This is a genomic window from Hydrogenobaculum sp. 3684 (genome assembly GCF_000213785.1).
GTDB lineage: Bacteria > Aquificota > Aquificia > Aquificales > Aquificaceae > Hydrogenobaculum.
In genome coordinates this window covers 646,005-663,295 of record NC_015557.1, presented here as the reverse complement: position 1 = coordinate 663,295, position 17,291 = coordinate 646,005, and the positions used below count along the sequence as shown (strand labels likewise).

The following is a 17,291-nucleotide window of genomic DNA, read 5'->3' as shown; positions in this document are numbered from 1 at the left end:
TATAAATTTTAGTTATAATGATTATATAAAATTGTAGGAGGTGTTTTATGCCAAACAAGAAAACCATAAGGGATGTTGATCTAAAAGGTAAAAGGGTATTGGTGAGGGTAGATTTCAACGTACCCATAGATAATCAAGGTAATATAGAAGACGATGCCAGGATAAAAGCAGCTATTCCAACTATAGAATACTTGCTTGACGCTAAAGCCATCGTGATACTCATGTCTCACCTTGGAAGGCCAAAGGGTTTTGACGAAAAATATTCTCTAAAACCTGTAGCAAAGCGTCTTTCAAGGTATATACACAAAGATGTAGTGATGGCTCCAGATTGTGTAGGTAAAGAGGTAGAAAATATTGTTAAAAACGCAAAACCAGAAGACGTTATAATGCTTGAAAATTTAAGATTTCACAAAGAAGAGGAAGAGTGTGATGAGGAGTTTTCGAAAAAGCTTGCTTCCTTGGGTGAAGTTTATGTATCAGACGCCTTCGGTACTTGTCATAGAAAACATGCTTCTGTTTATTGCGTGCCAGAGATCCTAAAACCAGCGGTCATGGGCTTTTTGTTGGAAAAAGAACTTCTTTACTTTGAAAAAGCTATGGTAAATCCCCAAAGGCCAGTGGTGGCATTTTTAGGAGGCGCTAAAGTATCGTCAAAGTTAAATGTTATAAAAAACTTATTAAAAAGAGTAGATAAGATGTTTATAGGTGGTGCGATGGCTTTTACGTTTATAAAAGCTATGGGATATGATACCGGTAAATCTCTTGTAGAAAATGATCTTATAGATGTTGCAAAAGATATTATAGATATATCTAAGAAGCTTGGTGTGAAGTTTTATCTTCCTGTAGATTTTATAGTGGGTAAAGAGTTATCTGATAATACACCTATAAAGACAGTGCTTTGGCAAGAAATACCTCAAGACTATATGGGACTAGATATAGGGCCTGTTTCTATAAGTTTAGCGAAAGAGCTTATAGGCACAGCCCAAACAATAGTGTGGAACGGACCTATGGGAGCTTTTGAATATGAAAGATTTAAAGATGGTACTTTAGAAGTGGCGAGAGCTATAGCTCATTCCCAAGCTCTTTCTATAGCTGGAGGCGGAGACACAGACCATGCCATTATAAGGGCTGGAGTTATAAATGCTATAGATTTTGTATCCACCGGTGGTGGTGCATTTTTAGAGCTTTTGGAAGGAAAAGAACTACCTTGCATATCTGTCTTAGACGATAAATGATATATATACTTACACCTGAGGAGATGGCTCTTGCGGACAAATGCACCATAGAGAGTATTGGTATACCTTCTTTAGTTTTAATGGAAAATGCTGCAAGGGCTTTAGCGGATTTTGTACTTAGTTTAAAACCCCGGAGTGTTTTAGCGGTAGTAAGTACAGGCAACAATGGGGCCGATGCTTTGGCGTGTTTAAGGTGGCTTTTGCAAAAAGGTGTTAAATGTGATTTTCTAGTTGCTAAAAGCTCAAAAACCACAGAAGAGTTTAGGATTCAGCAATCTATTTTGGAAAATCTAAATATAAAAGCTCTTGAAGATTTTCCTAAAGAAAAATACGATGTTATAATAGATGGGCTATTTGGTACAGGCTTTAGGCCGCCTCTAAAAGAAGAGTTTGTACCTTATATAGATTTTATCAACAGCTCTTCATCTGTGGTGGTTTCTGTAGACATTCCATCTGGTATACCTTCTGATAAGTTTGTAAAAGCCAATTATACAATAACATTTGCTTATCCAAAAACTTACCATATTCTTTATCCCTACTCAAAATATGCAGGCGATATATATGTAAAGGATATTTCTATACCTTGTGCCTGTGTTCCAAACAAAACGAGGATTTTATTGAGCGTAAAAGATGTAAAGCCCCTTATACCAAAAAGGGAGTTGGATACCAACAAAGGTAACGAAGGCAAAGTGCTTTTAATAGGTGGAAACGGGCCATACATAGGGGCTGTTAGTATGAGCGCAAAGGCAGCTACTATGGCTGGGGCTGGACTTGTTTATGTAGGTATACCAAAAGAGCATATGACAAGCGTTTCTAACTATCTCATAGAGCAAATAAAAATACCCCTTCCATCAAAAGATTATTATATAGAGTCTATAGAAGATATAGACTTAGAGCAATTTGATACTATAGCCATTGGAATGGGCCTTGGCATTTATGAAGAGGGTTTTAAAATTATAGAGTATATACTAAACCGTTTTCATAAACACGTACTATTGGATGCGGACGCTTTAAACATTATCTCCAGATACAAAGCTTTAGAGCTTTTAAAAAATGAAAATATTGTCATTACACCTCATATAGGTGAATTCTCAAGACTAAGCAATATACCAAGAGAAAATATCATAGAAAATCAGATAGATTTATCTTATGAATTTCATGAGAAGTATGGCTGTTCTTTGATTTTAAAAGGTGCTATAACTACCATAGCTACAGAAGATAACATTTATGTATCTACAAGAGGCACTCCAGCTATGGCAAAAGGTGGCACCGGAGATGTCTTAAGTGGTATGTTAAGTGCTTTTTTATCAAAAATGCCTATATCAAAAGCTTTGAAACTAGGTGTATTCTTACATGGTGTAGCCGGTGAGATAACTGCAAAAAAATCTCATATTGAGGCTTTTAGTACGATTGATATGATAGCAAACATTAAAGAAGCTTTTAAATATATAGAAACGGCTAGAGATAACGAGGTATCTTTTCGTTTACATATTGAAAGTATGTGAGATGTCTAAGCAGTTTGTCTAAAGAGTCTAAAATAAAATCCCTTGAAAAAGTCTCTTCTAAAATAGATCTTTCTATATAGTTTGCAAGTCTTAAAATAAACTCTTGCACAGATAAGTTATCTATGTAGGTGTCCTCTATAAAGAACGGGACACCAGCTTCTAAATAAGGTATTGATAAACTAAACATAGAAAGCGCTTCGGAAGAAACGAGAAATATGTGCTCTTTGGTATATTTGTCTATGTTTTCATCTATCATGCCTATAAGCGTATAAGAAAGTCCTAGTGTATCCATGAAAAGATCGTAAACTGCATTCAAAAAATCGTAAGTGATCTTATTTTGATTTATGAGCAGAACGCTCATGGCCTTTTGTTGCTCTTTTAGATTGTGCTCTAGGCGTTCCATTATTAGAAAGATAGGAAATCTGTTTATCATCTATACTCTACCAATTGCTCTATCGGAAGTCTATATTTTTTAGATGGTGGATTTACTCTATAACCAAAAGCCACAAACATAGATATTTCATAATCTTTTGTATCAAGACCTAATATTTCCTCCACTTTATCCTTTTCAAAGCCCTCTATTGGGCATGAATCTATGCCTATCATAGCAGCTACGCTCATCATGTTTGCAGCAGCTATATAACATTGTTTAGAACTCCAACAAGCTAGGCCTCTATCATCGAATTGATTTACAAAGTTTTCATAGCGCTTAATAGCTTTCTCTCTTAATTCTACATCTGGAAAGATATCGCTTTTTCTCTCATACATTGGTCTATAGTAATCCGGATTTTTTAGAAAAGATTTTTTGGCTAGATATGCTACTAAATGGCTGCAAGTTGTTATTTGAGGTTGATTCCAGCATACTGGTCTTAGCTTTTCTTTTAGGTCTTGTGACGTTATTACTAGAAACTTCCAATGCTCCATTCCAAAAGAAGATGGTGACAATCTACCTATTTCTAGCAAGAAATCAAAATCTTCCTTAGGGATTTTCTTTTTATCGTCAAAAAGCTTGCAAGCATGTCTTTCATGAAAAGCTTTGAGTATATCCTCTTTAGAAAAGTTCATCACCATCACCTCTTTAACAGATAGTAAAATTAAATGCCGGAGGCGGGACTCGAACCCGCACCCTCTTGCGAGGACTACCCCCTCAAGATAGCGTGTCTGCCAATTTCACCACTCCGGCTATCTATATATTATATACCAAAACCGGAAAGAGTGGATAAAAATTAAAAAAGGGCCGGAAGGCCCCTTGTTTGAATATCTAAGCTTTAGCCTATGTTAATCTTTGTGCTTTGAGATTCTTCTTTTTTAGGAAATCTTATCTCTAGAATGCCGTCCTTGTATTCGGCCTTTGCCTCTTGGGTTTTTACATTTGGTGGCAAGGATATCATCCTTTCAAACTTACCGTATATGCGTTCTACTCTGTGGATAGCTTCTGTGTTTTCTTCTTTTTCTTCTTTCTTTTCACCCTTAATATAAAGGACATTGTCTTTTACACTTACTTCCAAATCCTCTTTTTTGACACCAGGTATTTCGGCTTTTATCACCACTTCTTTGTCTGTTTCATATACGTCTATTGCTGGTGCCAGAGAAACTTCGCCACCGCTGTAAACGGTAGGTAACAAGTTTTGGACAAGGTTGTCAAACTCTGCTTTTACCTTTTCCAACTCACTAAATGGATTCCAAACTGCCAAACCTCTTCTCATAGGCCTTACCTCCTTCTAAAGTTTTCTAAAAATTAATATAATACCTTTAGAAAATTTGTCAAGAGTTTTGATAATAACTTTGATATAGTTATACTCAAATATTTAATAGAGATATACTAAAATATATTTTTAGTATTAAGCTTTTAAGATAAGTATAATAAAAGATGTGGATATACAACACATAGCTATAAGTTTAGTCAAGCATTACGGATATTTTGGAGTTTTTTTGATAGGTTTTACTCAAAGCATTATACAGCCTATTCCCGTCTTACCTTTTATACTTATAAGCAACAAAATAGGCTTAAATCCATGGATGATAGGTGTTGTAGGTGTTCTATCAAATGTCTTAGGGGCTTTTGTGTCTTATTGGTTAGGATATTTTTTAGGTGATAAAATTGCTTCAAAGATAATATCTAGGAAACATTATATAAAAATAGAAGCTCTCTTCAACAAATATGGTATTTTTGCAATATTAATAGGAGAGCCTTACAAAGCTATATGCTGGATGGCTGGAATACTAAAATTCCCCTTTTATAGATTTATAATAGCTACATTTATATCAAGAACATTGCACACTATAGCCTATATATTTATAGGACATTTTTTCCAAAGAATCTTTTAAACTTCTTTATAAAGCTCTTCTATTTTTATTGGCTCTTTGAAAGCTCCGCTAAGCTCAAGTATGTATATATCTCTTAATACTTTAAACTTGTCTAAATCAGGAAAATCTTGCATAATTTCAAAAGCTTCCAACAAATCCGTCCCTTTGGTTTTTTCTTTTAGTTCTCTTAAAAGCTCAAAAAGCTCATTTTTTGAAATTTCTATAGTGGTATATTTTCCCTTTACAAAAATTTTCTCTTCCATAACATCACTCCATAGCCCTTAATCTTATATAGTTAAACTCTTCTTCGTCTATTTCTCTGTTTATAAGATATTGTTTTGCGCATTGAGTAAAAGTTATAGAAAATCCTCCTTGAATCTTTCCCTCTTGTCTAATTCTTTCTATATCGTTAAAATTTCCATCTGCTATCATAGTCCTTATAGGTTTGTTTGGTACCAATATATCGTATATAGGTAAAAATTTCTTTGCTTTTGAGCGGTATAAAAACTGTGAAATAATAGCTACTATCTGTGAACTAAACAAGCCCAAAAGCTCTTTAGAACCAAATTGATTTAGCAATGAGAATGTAGCGCTTACGCTTTTTGTGTGCAACGTGGAAAACACCAAGTGGCCACGAGCGGCCATATCAAGAAGAGATATTATTTCATCTTCAGATCTTACTTCACCGAATAGTATGATGGATGGGTCACTTCTTAACGCTATTTTAAGAGCATGTTGAAAATTCTTTACCTGCGTAGGCATATTAAACTGCTTAACAGTAGCTTTCCTATATAAAAATCTATATTCTACTGGGTTTTCAAATGTAAGTATAACAACGTTGTGAAGATCGGACAAAAAGCCAATTTCTGCAGCTATAGATGTAGATTTACCAGAGGTAGTACCTCCTGTATGTATTATCGCACCACTTCTGGCATCTTTCATAAAGTCAACAACTTCTTTTGGAAGTCTCACCATTTCAATGGAAGGGAGCTCATAGGATAGTATTCTGATAGCCATGCCAAGCCCTTCCAAAGATTCTGCTACCGATACCCTGTAAAGACCATAATTTTTAATAGCAAAAGAGTATTCAAACGTAGAATATTCGGCCATTATATCGCGCCAATTTTTCTCGTCGGATGTGAGCTCTATAATCTCTACTACGTCGTCCGTTGTAAGTCTGTGCATCCCTGGTATAACAGCATACTTTTTGGCAATTCCATATCTTGGTATGTAGTTTGCTATAAGCTGAAAGTCAGTAGCTCCAAGCTCCTTTCCCTTCTCAAATATATCCACAAGTTTTGATGGAATATTTTTTATATCCAGCGTTTTCATAATTTTAGTATAACATAAACCATAAAATTAGTTGCATTGGTTATTGTAAGTACAGCTTATAAAGCTTCCCACAGCACAAGGGTCTCCCATGCTTGTTAAGGAGTGAGTAGTATTTGTGCCGTAAGGGGTGTTGATTTTGTAAGGAAGCGGCATTGAATAAGGGATAGAGGTATTAGATGAAAGATTGTAATAGCAAGATACACATGTGTTTGATTGCAATCTTGATATAGAGTTGTATAGTACATATTCGCCAAAAGCGCTTTTTGTATTACAAGAGAAAGCGATATTTGAACCTGTGATATTATTTACATTTCCCGTTAGCGATGGCAAAAAACTCCAAGCTTGATTGAAATCATTTGGATTGTTGCAATTATTTTGTATACTAAGCCATCTTACGTTTTCACAGGCATTTATAAAAGCCTGTTCGTAAGAATCTTTGTAAAAGCTTACAATGCTTGATATCGTTGAGACGTTGTAGGTTTGGCTACAAGTCTGCCACGGAATAAGTGTAATAGTCTTGTTGGGTAAGCTTGAAATAATATGATAAGTGTTTAATTTTGGATTTTGAGGCGTGTTTATGGCGTGATACAAAGGTATTGAGCTTGAAACCATATAAAGTATGTAACTCATTATCGCTATTATAAGAAACGCTACAGTTATAAAAAGCATAAAAACCTCAAGCTAGTGTGTTCCGAGCATTTCTCAGAGCTCTTGAGTGCATTTGTCTGTTCCTTAGAATCGAAACGCGACATAGTCGCTCTACGGGTACGTAAACTGAAGATAACAATAAGGTTCGCCTGCTTGTACACAAGTAGCACTTATGTTGCTTAGTTCTATAACTCCGGCAAACGGTGGACAATTTGTACCGCTTTGACATTGAGTCATGTATGAAGAAGATGGATGTATATCGGCTAAAGTTCCTTGTAAATTTGCATAAGGCACTATCGTAATAGAGTTTCCAAAACCATCCACATAGTAAAAGCTAGAAGCTGTGGAACTATATCGTGGCATACTTGTAGACCGTGGCATACTTGTGACCAATCCTACGTTTGTAAGAAGTGTAGTTATGCTGCAGTTTTGGGATAAGCTTATGTTTGTACAAGAGTTAGAACAAACGCTTGGGTTTGGAGGGCTTTGACATAGTGAATTGGGAGAGCTAGAGCACGCTTGTAAAATCCATGGTACATAGAAATCGTAGCTTGATTCCATACCACCTGTCCAATCGGAACCATTCCATGTGCAAGAGTTTGCTATTTCGGAGGTCCTTCTTTCTAGTACATAGTTTTTCATAGCAGAAGCTATTTGTTCAAATTTTGAAAGAGACTGGTTTTGGTAATATTGGTATATGGGTGTATAATCGACTACATAAGGAGCCGACAATGGGCTTGCTGGGTTGTTTGGCTGTAATATTGTATAAAAAGTTATACTAGGCATTGTTGGTGGATTTGGGTTTACAAACGTATAAGATTCATAATTTGAATTGGAACAAAAATCTATGCTAGAAGCCGTAACACTTGGGCAAAATACCGATATGGTATTGCTATTAACAACGCTGACAGAACATCCAGCTTGATTAAAAGAGCTTTGGATAAACCGTGGTAGACTTGTAGGCGTTGCAACATTTAAGCTTTGACTTACTACATAGCTAAAACTTAACCCACCGTTTGTATAAGAAATATTGCAAGGTAAAGGCGTAGCAGGACAGACACTATACCCACCGCAGTTTTGCTCGGCGTTGGCAATATCCATATATATATTTAAAAGAGCATTTTTGAGATTTATACTTTTTACTTGAGATTTTGCTATATCTGTGCTTCTATTAAAAGCTGGGATAAGATAATAAATACCAGTCAAGACGGTAGATAAGATGGACAAGGCTAAAAGAATTTCTATTATAAACCACATTAAGATTCACTCCAGAGTGCTGACAAGCATGTTTCAAAAAAGCTTTTATTAAACAAGCGCTCAACAAGAAATGTATTATAATTCATGATTCACTCCAAGTAGGACAAAAACTCAGTACTGGTAGATTGGTATAGTAAAGCCCACTTACAGTGCTAGAGTTGGTATTTGAGCCAAAAAAACACGATGCACTTATTGTATAACAAGCACTTGCACTATCGCCCGGTGGACAAGAAACTCTGCCGGCTACTACATTGTTGGAAGACCCGGGATTTGAAAAATCGTAAGAGCAAGAAGTGGGTGCAAATACTATAAATTCAGCGTAAAGAGAGCCACCACCGCTATGGTATGTGCAAGATGGCATAAGTACAGTACCAGATGAGCCGCTAACAAACCGTCCGTTAGAATAGCTGGCCGATAGCAATATGGTTTGATATTGCATTGTTGTGTAATCTTCTATACTAAAACATTTAGAGGAATTTCCTATAGGAAAACAATAAGTACTAGAACCCATAATAGAGTTTGTGATAGATGAAAAAGCTATGGTGGAAGATGTTATATTGGCATTTCCTATGTTGGAGGATAGATTGTTTATATTTGGGTTTGCCAGTGGTGTAAAACTATAAGAAGTGGCTGAGTTTATATAAGCAGTAAGGGATTTAAAGCAATCTTTTATAATACCTTGGCCATTGTTACCAGCACCACATAAATTATCTATAAGAAGTTTGTAAGTATCGTTGGTTTGGTGCATATACATATCTATGTCAGGAGGCACCACATAAACGACAGGATAAGCATTTTTACTTATAAAGAAAATCATACCCATCCCAGATAAAAGTGCTCTCAAATTTATAATGGTCTTCATTTTTACAAATGTTTTAGGCTTTTTATAAAACCTCATATAAATAAAATATATCATAAATATGAATATATGCACTGATAAGTCTACTACAATTTATAGACATATTATATTTAACCGCCGGCATTCATAAGAAAAGATGAAACTTTGTTTATAAGCTCGAAAGCCATTTGGAAGTAAGGTATGATAAGAAGTATAAGAGGTATGACTATAAGTCCTAATGCTGCTATATTGGCGGTAGCTGCTACGCTTTCTACAAACACACCAAGCTCTCTTAGTTTTCTTTCTGCCAAGGAAAAAAGCGTGTCTCTAAATTTGCCTGTATAAAAGGCACTTTCTAAAGATGCTATTTCTGTAAGCCTCAGTATAGACCCAAGAGCTTCTAAAAATCCTTCCAAATCGGTATCCACAGAAGAAAAAGCTTTTTTTATACTTCCCTTTGAAGTTTCTTCCACATAAAGAATGATATCTTCTATTGGTATATTTGCCATATAAAAAAGCCTAGTGGTGTTTAGTATTCTAACACCTTCTAATTCCTTAAAAATGTTTTTTACAATGGGTGTGTGATCTGGTTTTATCACCACAAAGAATATAAAAAGTCCTAAAAATAAGAAGTTTATAGGTATAAAAAATTTCATAAGAAAAGGAAGATAGAGTGGTGCTTTTATAAGCTTAGTAGCCAAAAGAGTGGTGGCTATCTTGTGAAGCACGTAATCTGCTAAGATGACAGTGGCTATAAATGTAAAGATTGGCATTATTATCATTTGTGTAAGCTTTGATTTCGCCTTTTCTATAGCCTCAGATATGTTTTTTAATTCTTCTAAAATCCTATAAACTGGTAAAGATTTATCTTCGGCATTTCTAATTATAGTGATTGCTTCATAGGAAAGGTATGGTTCGTAAACTTCAGATTTCTTCATACCAGAACGTATATCTTCTATAATATCTTCTAACTCTGGCCAGTTTAGATACTTGTTTACCCTTTCATATATTTCTTCCACAGAAATATTGGCGTATCCAGATTGCACTTCTGCATCGTATATAATTTTTTCTATTTCCTTTTTCCTAAGTCTTGATTTAATTTTATCAAGCATATTATTTTCCTGATGGTATATTGTTTTTCACTAGGTATAAATCTATATCTGCATTTATATCAACATTTTTCTTTACTATATTAGGATTATTGGTTTTTTGGGACAATATATCGTTTGGGTTTGTAAGATTTAAAGACTCTAGGTAACCTTTGCAATAAAACATCGTTTGTATAAAATCATAAAAATCTTTGTAATTTTTGATATCTCCTTTAAACTCTAAATTGTCAACATCATACAAATTTAATCCATCTTTTAAAAGCTTCATACCGCAAGTCTCTTGGTCCATATAAGATACTTTTACGGGAAAATCTGGTGTCAAATCTATATTAACGGTTTTAGAGTATATTGGTACTGGTTTTGTGCTAACGAGTTTTGAGCCTTTGGCAGGATAAGCAAATCTAAACGTAATATTAAGAACGCCGCTTAATTTTTCATCCTTGCCGGGTGCAGCCTTTTCATCTTTTATAGAATAAGTTATATTAGATATATAAGCAGGGTAACCAATAGACGATACCTGTTCTATGGCATAAGCTATTTGATAAAGGGCGTCTTTTGTGAAAGATTCCATGACGGATTGTTTTTGAGCTAAACTCAAACTTTTACCAATATGTGGAACAGGTGGTGCTGGTTTGCCGACGTTTAGGTTTATCTCTTTATTTTTGTGGCTTTTAAGATAAAGAAATACAGCACCTCCAAAAATTATGATAATCCATATCGCAATAAGAGATATAATTTGGATGTCTTGATACCAAGGAGGACCGTATATTTTTTTTATTTTTTTTAGAGGTTCTTTTATTATAACTATTGGTTCTCCCAAATACTCTGTGGCTATGTAGCTTTCCGGGTCTTGATCTGTCATAAGTTCTTTTTCATTTATTTGTATTCTATCGCCAGCTATAACGTATTCATAGTATTTCTTTTTTTCTGGTACTATTCTAACGGCAAGGTTTATGCTGTTTTCTTGCATGTATATGATATCGTAAAGATAATCTTTAAGCTCTTTTTGTTCTATACAATAATACCTTGTTCTTCTTCCCTCTTTTTTTTGTATACAGGCTTTATTTTTTTCTGGTTTTCTTGAAACAGTTATGTTTGCCATAACAACTTATCGTTTTTCATCGATTTTTTCCCAATAAATCTGGTTTTGAGTCACTACAAGCCTATAATTTCCTTGCACAAAACCGTTTGTATAAACCTGGCCGTTTGAAGAAATAGCGTAACAGCTATTTGAGCATATTATCATAGATACCTGAGGTATTGGTGGAGATGTGGAAATAGATGGTAAATTGTTGCTTGTTTGATTTTTACCTATTAATGTTTTAAGAGGTGGTAAAGTTGGTGGTGGTTTTTTAACAACTATTTCCTGTTCTTGTGTTGTTTTGTATTTTTCCTCGTTAAGTTTGTTTACATAAAAACTGGCGAAAGCGTTAGAAGGTGGTAAGTTGTTTATTACACTTAAAATCTGAGCTGTAGCGAGATTTTGGGTTTTAAGATTTTGGTTTTGGGTCGTACTTGGGGGTTGGTTTGATTTTAATCTTGAAGAGAGCATCTGAAGTCTTATTTGAGCTTTTTTGTATTCTTCTTGGATCTTTTTTACCTTAAAGTACAGTATAAAACTGCTTGCTAAAGCCCCAAAAACAAATCCTACAATTACACCTAAAATTATCTTTTCAAAATTTCTTTTTCCATTTTCTTTTTGTGTGGCGATGGGCGCTTCAAATTTCTTTTTTATTTTAAAATCTTTAAAAAAAGACTTAATTTTTTCCAAATATTTTTTGTAAGGTTTTTCTGGTGGTATTTGATTTTGTTCCGTACTCATCTTTCACCCAAACCCTCGTAGGTTATTGTTATAATAAACTGCACCTTATTTGAGTATTTATCGGTGTTGCCAAAAAGGTATTTTATAATAGGTATTCTTATTAAAAACGGTATACCAGCTTCATTGTTTTTCTTAAGGTCATATACAGAGCTTATAAGGGCTATGGTTTGCCCTGGTTTTAAAACAGATGTTAAAACAGAGTTTTGAGACGAAACCTCAGGAAATTGTATAGGAACAGTTACTCCTTGACTTATTGTTATATTTTGAGTGTTTAGATTCTGAGCTGTATTTTGAGAATAGTAGACATCTACCATAAGTTTTTTGTTGTTTGCAAGCCTTGGTAGTATAGTAATGCTTGTACCTGTATTTAGATAAGAAACTATTGGTATATAAGCTGGAGTAGATACTACCCCGGCTACAGTTGGAGGAATATATATATTGTATGAACTTATATAAGATTGAGTATTGGTAGGAGCATAAACAATAGGTTGATTTGGTAACACGGTGTAGGTTTCACTATCTATGCTTTTTGTTTTACCATATTGTTCTAAAGCGTTTAAAAGAGCGCTATAATTACTCCCGCTTAGACTAGCTTTAAACAAAGAGTTTGATGAATTTGTAAGTGTTATAGGAGCGGTTAAAGACAGATTTAAGTTTTTTAAATGCTGAAATAGAGCTGAAATATTAATACCAGTAGAGTATTCGTTTAAAAGGTTTATAGCTATTATATTTATTCTTATTTTTATAGGTTCTGATAGTTCTTTGTTTAACTTATTTACTATAGATTTTACAGTTTTATAATCGTTTATAGAACCAAAGAACGTAAGAAGGCCTGTGTTTGGATCGTAAGATATCTTGGAGCGTTTGTCTTGTAGAAGTGGTGTTATAAGATTCACAATGTTTTGAGCTAAATTTTCGTTGAAATTAAAAGTTGAACTAGAGCTGTTTGTACCTGTGTTTTGTATAGGATTTATGGCAGTACCACCTAGTACACTACCGCCAGAGGAGCTATTGGTAACGCTTTGACCAAATGTCATATTGTAATTGTATGCTTTTGTGGTAGTCATTGGCACATTCAGCTGAAATACAGCGCTTATGTACCTTCTTACTATTATTTTCCCGTTTTTAACCTTGTAATATAAATTGTTATAAGCACAAAACGTATCCAAAATACTTTTCAAAGTGCCTTGTCCATAAAAACTAACCCTATCTTGTACGTTATCTTTTAGTTCTATGGGTACTTGTGTTATGCCTGAAAGATAAGATAATACTTGTGGTATTGGAGTATCTTTTACATTTAAGGTAACAGGCTTGAGTAAAAAAGCATCTTGAGGATTTACAACAAAGCCAGGTAAAGAAGGGTTATTTTGGCTTTTAGGAGGAGCTTGATAATTTCCTATAAGATGATAAGGATAAGCTATATATGCATATAGTACCATGATTAAAAAAACTAAAAACTTCTTCATTTACACTTACCTTCTTTTATAGAGCTGTTTAATATGCTGTAACCTTTGTAACCCGTTCTAAGATTTAGTATATGAAGCCAATAAAATTTATGCCTTTCAAGACCACAAGGTGTGAGACACTGCAACGTATCTCCTTTATAAGAAGCGCCTATAGCGACAGATTTTATAGATGGATATTTATGAATATAAGACACCGAGTCTACGCAAAAATATACGTTTTCAGTCCCATTTGTGATAAACTCTTTGGCTGTTTTTCTTCTTTGAGGTTTGTCAAAACCTACGGATTTTTTAGTGTTTTCATTTTCTACCACAAGACCATTTATAGAATTTTCAAGCTTTATAGCTTTTACTTCTTGTTTTAATTTTTCAAGATTTTTAGAAAGTAGTTGTTGTTGTTCTTGTAATTTTCTAACATTTTGCTCTAAGTTTCTTACCTTCTTTTTTTCTTCTTCTAGATTTTGACTTAGTTCCTTTGTTTTTTTGTTCAAATCTACCACCTTTTTTATAATACCTATTTGAGATTCTATTATATCTTTAAATGTAATTTTGTGTTGGTATTCATTTTCTGCCATAGTTAAGCAAGGGAATATAAATACCAAAAGTAAAAATATTATTTTGCCCATGACTTCGCTTGTTCTATAAGATTTTGATAATCGTATGGCACTTTTATGGTGTTTAAGTTTTCCTTTTTATATATATCTTGGGTTTCTGTTTTAGCCCCTACTTTTTCAAGACCTAAAATTACTGTAGTTATATCGTGTATGAGTGCCTTCTTGTTTACGGATGGATTTACTATGCTTTTAGCTTCATACAAAGCCATCTTCATAAAATAAAGCGTTTTGTCAAGATGCGTCTTGCCGTAGTTTAAATCAGAATTTACACATGGGTTTATGACAGCTTCCGCGGGTTTATAATCTACCCGTATAACACCTTTTACTCCATCTTTTTGAAGCAGTTCTTTTGCATGATCAGCATCTTCTTGGCTATCAAAAACTCCAAATACAACATCACCTATACCATCAAGAGGTGTAAGGCCATTTCTCATAGCTATAAACTTATAATAGCCTATTTTATATGAACTTAGATCTGATGAATCCATGTAAACCCACCATCCAGATGGAATTACATAAGATCCGCATATATTTTCTCTTTTTCTCATTTGCCATCCCAGGAAAAAGCCTTTTTTGAATATATTCCTACTTACACTATCAAGAGAGTTTATATCAAGAGAGTATGAGATGGAAGAGGCAAATATCAAACATAACAATATAAAATAATATCTCCCAAATTTCATATATTATATTATCGCACACAACAAAATTTTTTTTCAGGCTTATAATATTATTTGTATGAAAAGCTATAAACTAGGAGTTAAATCTCTCGCGAGGCCACTATCTTCTTCAGATTACATGCATCTGAATAAGCCTCTTGCGAGGCCATTATCTGGTTCAACTAAAATGCATCCTAATAAGCCTCTCGCGAGGCCACTTTTGCTTTCAAAGGATATGCATCTGAATAAGCCTTTCAGGCCACTGGCCTTTTCTATCATAGAGCTTTTGTTGGTGCTTACTATAGTTAGTATATTTTTGGGAGCAGTGTTTATAGGATATAGGACTATACACGCTACTACTAACGAGCAAAATTATGCTTACAAAGCAAGGACTTTTGTTTTAGGCTTAAAAGATTATTATGATGTATTGGGGGCATATCCGCAGATTAGTTGTACGGACGGAAACTCATGGTCAAGTTTAAACGGCGCTCAAGGCACAAGTATGCCACAGACTACATGTGATTGGAACTCACATCCTCCATCAAACCCTGCCAATTGTTGCGCTTTGCTCCATTTTATAGGACCTTGGGCTGCCACATGGTCTTATATTTCTAATAGTACATCTTTTACAATTCTTACAAGCCAAATACCAAATGAATATGTTCAAGCTGTATCAAACGCTTTTAACTCTTTAGGTCTTTTGTGCACAGTATCAAGTACTGGCGGTGATTACAGTTATCTTAGTTGTACTGTCAACAACGTACCTACTACACTAACAGCTTTAAACCAATAGTTTTACACATATTTTACTATACTGGCGGTAAATAAGTCTGCTATGGTTTCTAAGATAGATATGGTTTCATAATTTGTTTCTTTGCTTTTAGACATATCAAAAATCATTACGCCGTATACATCATCTTTATAAATGAGCGGTATGTAAAAATAAGGATCTTCGGAAAACGTTTGTGTAGAAAACCCAGCTGGTTTTTTATTTTTTATACACCATTGGACTATTGTTTTAACCCGGTCGTTTATGTCTATATTCTTTGTTAAAGCTTCCATATGTATGCTATCTTTGGCTTTTAAAAATATCGCCATATCTTCTACGAACATCTTCACGTATCTTATGGTAATAGATATACATTCTTCTTTTGAGTTTATTCTAAGCAGTTTTCTGCTAAGCTAGGTAGTTAAAATATTTATGTGTCTTAAACTTAAACACTTTATCAAATCTGCCACGCCATAGTAAAATGCGGTCCAACCGCTCTGTTGAGATTCTTGAGATAAATATCCTTGTTCAGAGAGATGTTTTAAAGAACAATAAGTGGAATAAGCCCGTTCCTACATTCAAAGGGTCCTCATATGAAGTTTTGCAAATATTCAACAGGAGATTCTGTTATGAGACACAAAATTATTGACAAGTCTCAAGGATAACAAAGCATAAAGATACTCTTTCCAGTTCATCTCTTTGGATTCATCTATACCAAGTATTTTATAGATAGTTTTTTCTACATATCTTATAGGTTTTAAAAACAGATACAAACGACCTTCATATATATCTGCCATATATTTTCCTAGAAGGGGAGAGATGATGGTTAGTATACCGAAAAACAAGATAAAGCTAAAGATATCTAAAAATATATTCATTGTTAAACCTCCACAAGATGTAGCCTAAAGCTATTTTTGTGTTTAATTTATGATTTGAATCTTCTGTTGAAAGAAATATTGAGATTGTCAGCATCAAGGAGAGTTATAAAATCAGCACACTTAAAATGCCTATCAAAAGCAGGTTCACCGCATATAACAGCACCAGCTTTCAAATAGCTTTGAATAAGAGAAGGTACAAACGTTTTTAAGCTGTTTATATCCATATTTACAGCATCAACAGTCTTTACATAGTTTTCAAAGTTTTTTATGCGAAAATCTGGCAACGGAAATACCATTTTGTTTTCAAACTGTTTTAAATATTTGTAGGCAAACACTATCTCAAATATATTTTCTGTTTGGACACTTGAACATCCAAATACATACTTAGCATCCACTAATTTAGCATAATATGCTATGCCTTTCCAAAGAAGGGCTATGATGGCACCGCTTCTATAGTCTTTATGTACGCTTGCTCTTCCTATTTCTAATTTTGTGGCTTTTAAAAGCTTTAAACTAGATATATCAAATTCGGTTTCCGAATAAAACTTGTTGCTAAAACTAGAGGATATAATCCTATAAGTACCTACAACGTCTTGGGTTTTGTTGTCTATTATGATAATGTGGTCTGCTATAAAGTCAAATTTGTCTATATCTATTCTAAAGAGTTTGCTTTTGTTTAGAAGCTCTTGATAAAATACTCTATGTCTTAACTCAAGGGCTTTTCTTAACTCTCTAGAGTTTTGGGCAGTCTTTACAGTAAAACTTCCTACTTCAAATCTAAAGCTAATTTTTGGTTTAAAAGCTTTTAAACGAAAACCATAAGTTTTTTGCGATAGTGTCCCTATCATACCAACC

Annotated in this window: 21 protein-coding genes and 1 tRNA gene; 4 read left to right on the top strand and 18 right to left on the bottom strand. The window is 34.1% G+C overall.

All coding sequences use genetic code 11. The features are described 5' to 3' along the window. Positions 1-47 precede the first annotated feature (47 nt). Positions 48-1,235: a phosphoglycerate kinase gene (locus HYD3684_RS03670; RefSeq protein WP_015419342.1), complete on the top strand. Its 1,188-nt coding sequence runs from the start codon at positions 48-50 to the stop codon at positions 1,233-1,235. Next, on the top strand, positions 1,232-2,740 hold the full coding sequence (locus HYD3684_RS03665; RefSeq protein ID WP_015419341.1) for an NAD(P)H-hydrate dehydratase: 1,509 nt from the start codon (positions 1,232-1,234) through the stop codon (positions 2,738-2,740). The genes HYD3684_RS03670 and HYD3684_RS03665 overlap by 4 nt, the downstream gene beginning before the upstream one ends. On the opposite strand, the gene HYD3684_RS03660 is transcribed toward HYD3684_RS03665, so the two are convergent. The 4 genes from HYD3684_RS03660 to HYD3684_RS03645 form a co-directional block, all read right to left on the bottom strand. After that, entirely contained in the window at positions 2,694-3,143 is a 450-nt protein-coding gene (locus tag HYD3684_RS03660) for a hypothetical protein (RefSeq protein ID WP_237698639.1), read from the bottom strand. The genes HYD3684_RS03665 and HYD3684_RS03660 overlap by 47 nt on opposite strands. Before the next feature lie 26 nt (positions 3,144-3,169). Further along, positions 3,170-3,805, bottom strand: coding sequence for an NAD(P)H-dependent oxidoreductase (locus HYD3684_RS03655; protein WP_015419339.1), 636 nt, complete (start codon positions 3,803-3,805; stop codon positions 3,170-3,172). A gap of 34 nt (positions 3,806-3,839) precedes the next feature. Further along, positions 3,840-3,923, bottom strand: a tRNA-Leu gene (locus HYD3684_RS03650). A gap of 85 nt (positions 3,924-4,008) precedes the next feature. After that, positions 4,009-4,446, bottom strand: coding sequence for an Hsp20/alpha crystallin family protein (locus HYD3684_RS03645; RefSeq protein ID WP_015419338.1), 438 nt, complete (start codon positions 4,444-4,446; stop codon positions 4,009-4,011). A 166-nt stretch (positions 4,447-4,612) separates the two neighbouring features. Here HYD3684_RS03645 and HYD3684_RS03640 point away from each other — a divergent pair, with 166 nt between their 5' ends. Further along, a complete protein-coding gene (locus HYD3684_RS03640) occupies positions 4,613-5,068 on the top strand; it encodes a VTT domain-containing protein (RefSeq protein WP_015419337.1) in 456 nt (151 codons plus the stop codon). On the opposite strand, the gene HYD3684_RS03635 is transcribed toward HYD3684_RS03640, so the two are convergent. The 11 genes from HYD3684_RS03635 to HYD3684_RS03585 all read right to left on the bottom strand — a co-directional run bounded on the left by HYD3684_RS03635 (position 5,065) and on the right by HYD3684_RS03585 (position 14,777). Further along, on the bottom strand, positions 5,065-5,310 hold the full coding sequence (locus tag HYD3684_RS03635; protein ID WP_015419336.1) for a hypothetical protein: 246 nt from the start codon (positions 5,308-5,310) through the stop codon (positions 5,065-5,067). The genes HYD3684_RS03640 and HYD3684_RS03635 overlap by 4 nt on opposite strands. 4 nt (positions 5,311-5,314) lie before the next feature. Continuing rightward, a complete protein-coding gene (locus tag HYD3684_RS03630; RefSeq protein WP_015419335.1) occupies positions 5,315-6,379 on the bottom strand; it encodes an ATPase, T2SS/T4P/T4SS family in 1,065 nt (354 codons plus the stop codon). Positions 6,380-6,406: 27 nt separating this feature from the next. Next, positions 6,407-7,009 carry a hypothetical protein gene (locus HYD3684_RS03625; RefSeq protein WP_237698638.1) on the bottom strand — a complete coding sequence of 201 codons (603 nt, stop codon included), beginning with the start codon at positions 7,007-7,009 and terminating at the stop codon, positions 6,407-6,409. Between the two features lie 129 nt (positions 7,010-7,138). Further along, positions 7,139-8,284 (bottom strand): hypothetical protein, encoded by a 1,146-nt coding sequence (locus HYD3684_RS03620; protein ID WP_015419333.1) that lies wholly within the window; start codon positions 8,282-8,284, stop codon positions 7,139-7,141. An 82-nt stretch (positions 8,285-8,366) separates the two neighbouring features. Then, positions 8,367-9,200: a hypothetical protein gene (locus tag HYD3684_RS03615; RefSeq protein ID WP_237698637.1), complete on the bottom strand. Its 834-nt coding sequence runs from the start codon at positions 9,198-9,200 to the stop codon at positions 8,367-8,369. A gap of 53 nt (positions 9,201-9,253) precedes the next feature. Further along, the gene (locus HYD3684_RS03610) at positions 9,254-10,234 is read right to left on the bottom strand and encodes a hypothetical protein (protein ID WP_015419331.1); all 981 of its coding nucleotides are present in this window, start codon (positions 10,232-10,234) and stop codon (positions 9,254-9,256) included. 1 nt (position 10,235) lies between these two features. Continuing rightward, complete coding sequence (locus tag HYD3684_RS03605; RefSeq protein WP_015419330.1) at positions 10,236-11,333, bottom strand: hypothetical protein; 1,098 nt, start codon at positions 11,331-11,333, stop codon at positions 10,236-10,238. Between the two features lie 6 nt (positions 11,334-11,339). Then, complete coding sequence (locus HYD3684_RS03600; protein WP_015419329.1) at positions 11,340-12,053, bottom strand: hypothetical protein; 714 nt, start codon at positions 12,051-12,053, stop codon at positions 11,340-11,342. Continuing rightward, complete coding sequence (locus tag HYD3684_RS03595) at positions 12,050-13,519, bottom strand: type II secretory pathway, component PulD (RefSeq protein ID WP_015419328.1); 1,470 nt, start codon at positions 13,517-13,519, stop codon at positions 12,050-12,052. Before HYD3684_RS03595 ends, HYD3684_RS03600 begins: the two co-directional genes overlap by 4 nt. Further along, positions 13,516-14,091: a hypothetical protein gene (locus tag HYD3684_RS03590; protein ID WP_237698636.1), complete on the bottom strand. Its 576-nt coding sequence runs from the start codon at positions 14,089-14,091 to the stop codon at positions 13,516-13,518. The genes HYD3684_RS03595 and HYD3684_RS03590 overlap by 4 nt, the downstream gene beginning before the upstream one ends. A gap of 38 nt (positions 14,092-14,129) precedes the next feature. Next, positions 14,130-14,777, bottom strand: coding sequence for a hypothetical protein (locus tag HYD3684_RS03585; RefSeq protein ID WP_237698635.1), 648 nt, complete (start codon positions 14,775-14,777; stop codon positions 14,130-14,132). Positions 14,778-15,024: 247 nt separating this feature from the next. On the opposite strand from HYD3684_RS03585, the gene HYD3684_RS03580 reads away from it, so the two are divergent. Next, the gene (locus HYD3684_RS03580) at positions 15,025-15,582 is read left to right on the top strand and encodes a type II secretion system protein (protein ID WP_237698634.1); all 558 of its coding nucleotides are present in this window, start codon (positions 15,025-15,027) and stop codon (positions 15,580-15,582) included. Between the two features lie 2 nt (positions 15,583-15,584). Here HYD3684_RS03580 and HYD3684_RS03575 read toward each other — a convergent pair whose 3' ends face one another. From HYD3684_RS03575 to HYD3684_RS03565, 3 genes are all read right to left on the bottom strand, one after another. Further along, entirely contained in the window at positions 15,585-15,908 is a 324-nt protein-coding gene (locus HYD3684_RS03575) for a hypothetical protein (RefSeq protein ID WP_174256042.1), read from the bottom strand. Between the two features lie 261 nt (positions 15,909-16,169). After that, entirely contained in the window at positions 16,170-16,436 is a 267-nt protein-coding gene (locus tag HYD3684_RS03570) for a potassium-transporting ATPase subunit KdpA (protein WP_041112954.1), read from the bottom strand. A gap of 47 nt (positions 16,437-16,483) precedes the next feature. Next, complete coding sequence (locus tag HYD3684_RS03565) at positions 16,484-17,284, bottom strand: GNAT family N-acetyltransferase (RefSeq protein WP_015419324.1); 801 nt, start codon at positions 17,282-17,284, stop codon at positions 16,484-16,486. Between the last annotated feature and the right edge of the window lie 7 nt (positions 17,285-17,291).

Excerpts from the sequence above, each read along its gene's own strand:
- HYD3684_RS03670 (WP_015419342.1), top strand. The coding sequence starts at position 48 with ATGCCAAACAAGAAAACCATAAGGGATGTTGATCTAAAAGGTAAAAGG.
- HYD3684_RS03665 (WP_015419341.1), top strand. The coding sequence starts at position 1,232 with ATGATATATATACTTACACCTGAGGAGATGGCTCTTGCGGACAAATGC.
- HYD3684_RS03660 (WP_237698639.1), bottom strand. The coding sequence starts at position 3,143 with ATGGAACGCCTAGAGCACAATCTAAAAGAGCAACAAAAGGCCATGAGC.
- HYD3684_RS03655 (WP_015419339.1), bottom strand. The coding sequence starts at position 3,805 with ATGAACTTTTCTAAAGAGGATATACTCAAAGCTTTTCATGAAAGACAT.
- HYD3684_RS03645 (WP_015419338.1), bottom strand. The coding sequence starts at position 4,446 with ATGAGAAGAGGTTTGGCAGTTTGGAATCCATTTAGTGAGTTGGAAAAG.
- HYD3684_RS03635 (WP_015419336.1), bottom strand. The coding sequence starts at position 5,310 with ATGGAAGAGAAAATTTTTGTAAAGGGAAAATATACCACTATAGAAATT.
- HYD3684_RS03630 (WP_015419335.1), bottom strand. The coding sequence starts at position 6,379 with ATGAAAACGCTGGATATAAAAAATATTCCATCAAAACTTGTGGATATA.
- HYD3684_RS03625 (WP_237698638.1), bottom strand. The coding sequence starts at position 7,009 with ATGAGTTACATACTTTATATGGTTTCAAGCTCAATACCTTTGTATCAC.
- HYD3684_RS03620 (WP_015419333.1), bottom strand. The coding sequence starts at position 8,284 with ATGTGGTTTATAATAGAAATTCTTTTAGCCTTGTCCATCTTATCTACC.
- HYD3684_RS03615 (WP_237698637.1), bottom strand. The coding sequence starts at position 9,200 with ATGATATATTTTATTTATATGAGGTTTTATAAAAAGCCTAAAACATTT.
- HYD3684_RS03610 (WP_015419331.1), bottom strand. The coding sequence starts at position 10,234 with ATGCTTGATAAAATTAAATCAAGACTTAGGAAAAAGGAAATAGAAAAA.
- HYD3684_RS03605 (WP_015419330.1), bottom strand. The coding sequence starts at position 11,333 with ATGGCAAACATAACTGTTTCAAGAAAACCAGAAAAAAATAAAGCCTGT.
- HYD3684_RS03600 (WP_015419329.1), bottom strand. The coding sequence starts at position 12,053 with ATGAGTACGGAACAAAATCAAATACCACCAGAAAAACCTTACAAAAAA.
- HYD3684_RS03595 (WP_015419328.1), bottom strand. The coding sequence starts at position 13,519 with ATGAAGAAGTTTTTAGTTTTTTTAATCATGGTACTATATGCATATATA.
- HYD3684_RS03590 (WP_237698636.1), bottom strand. The coding sequence starts at position 14,091 with ATGGCAGAAAATGAATACCAACACAAAATTACATTTAAAGATATAATA.
- HYD3684_RS03580 (WP_237698634.1), top strand. The coding sequence starts at position 15,025 with ATGCATCTGAATAAGCCTTTCAGGCCACTGGCCTTTTCTATCATAGAG.
- HYD3684_RS03570 (WP_041112954.1), bottom strand. The coding sequence starts at position 16,436 with ATGAATATATTTTTAGATATCTTTAGCTTTATCTTGTTTTTCGGTATA.
- HYD3684_RS03565 (WP_015419324.1), bottom strand. The coding sequence starts at position 17,284 with ATGATAGGGACACTATCGCAAAAAACTTATGGTTTTCGTTTAAAAGCT.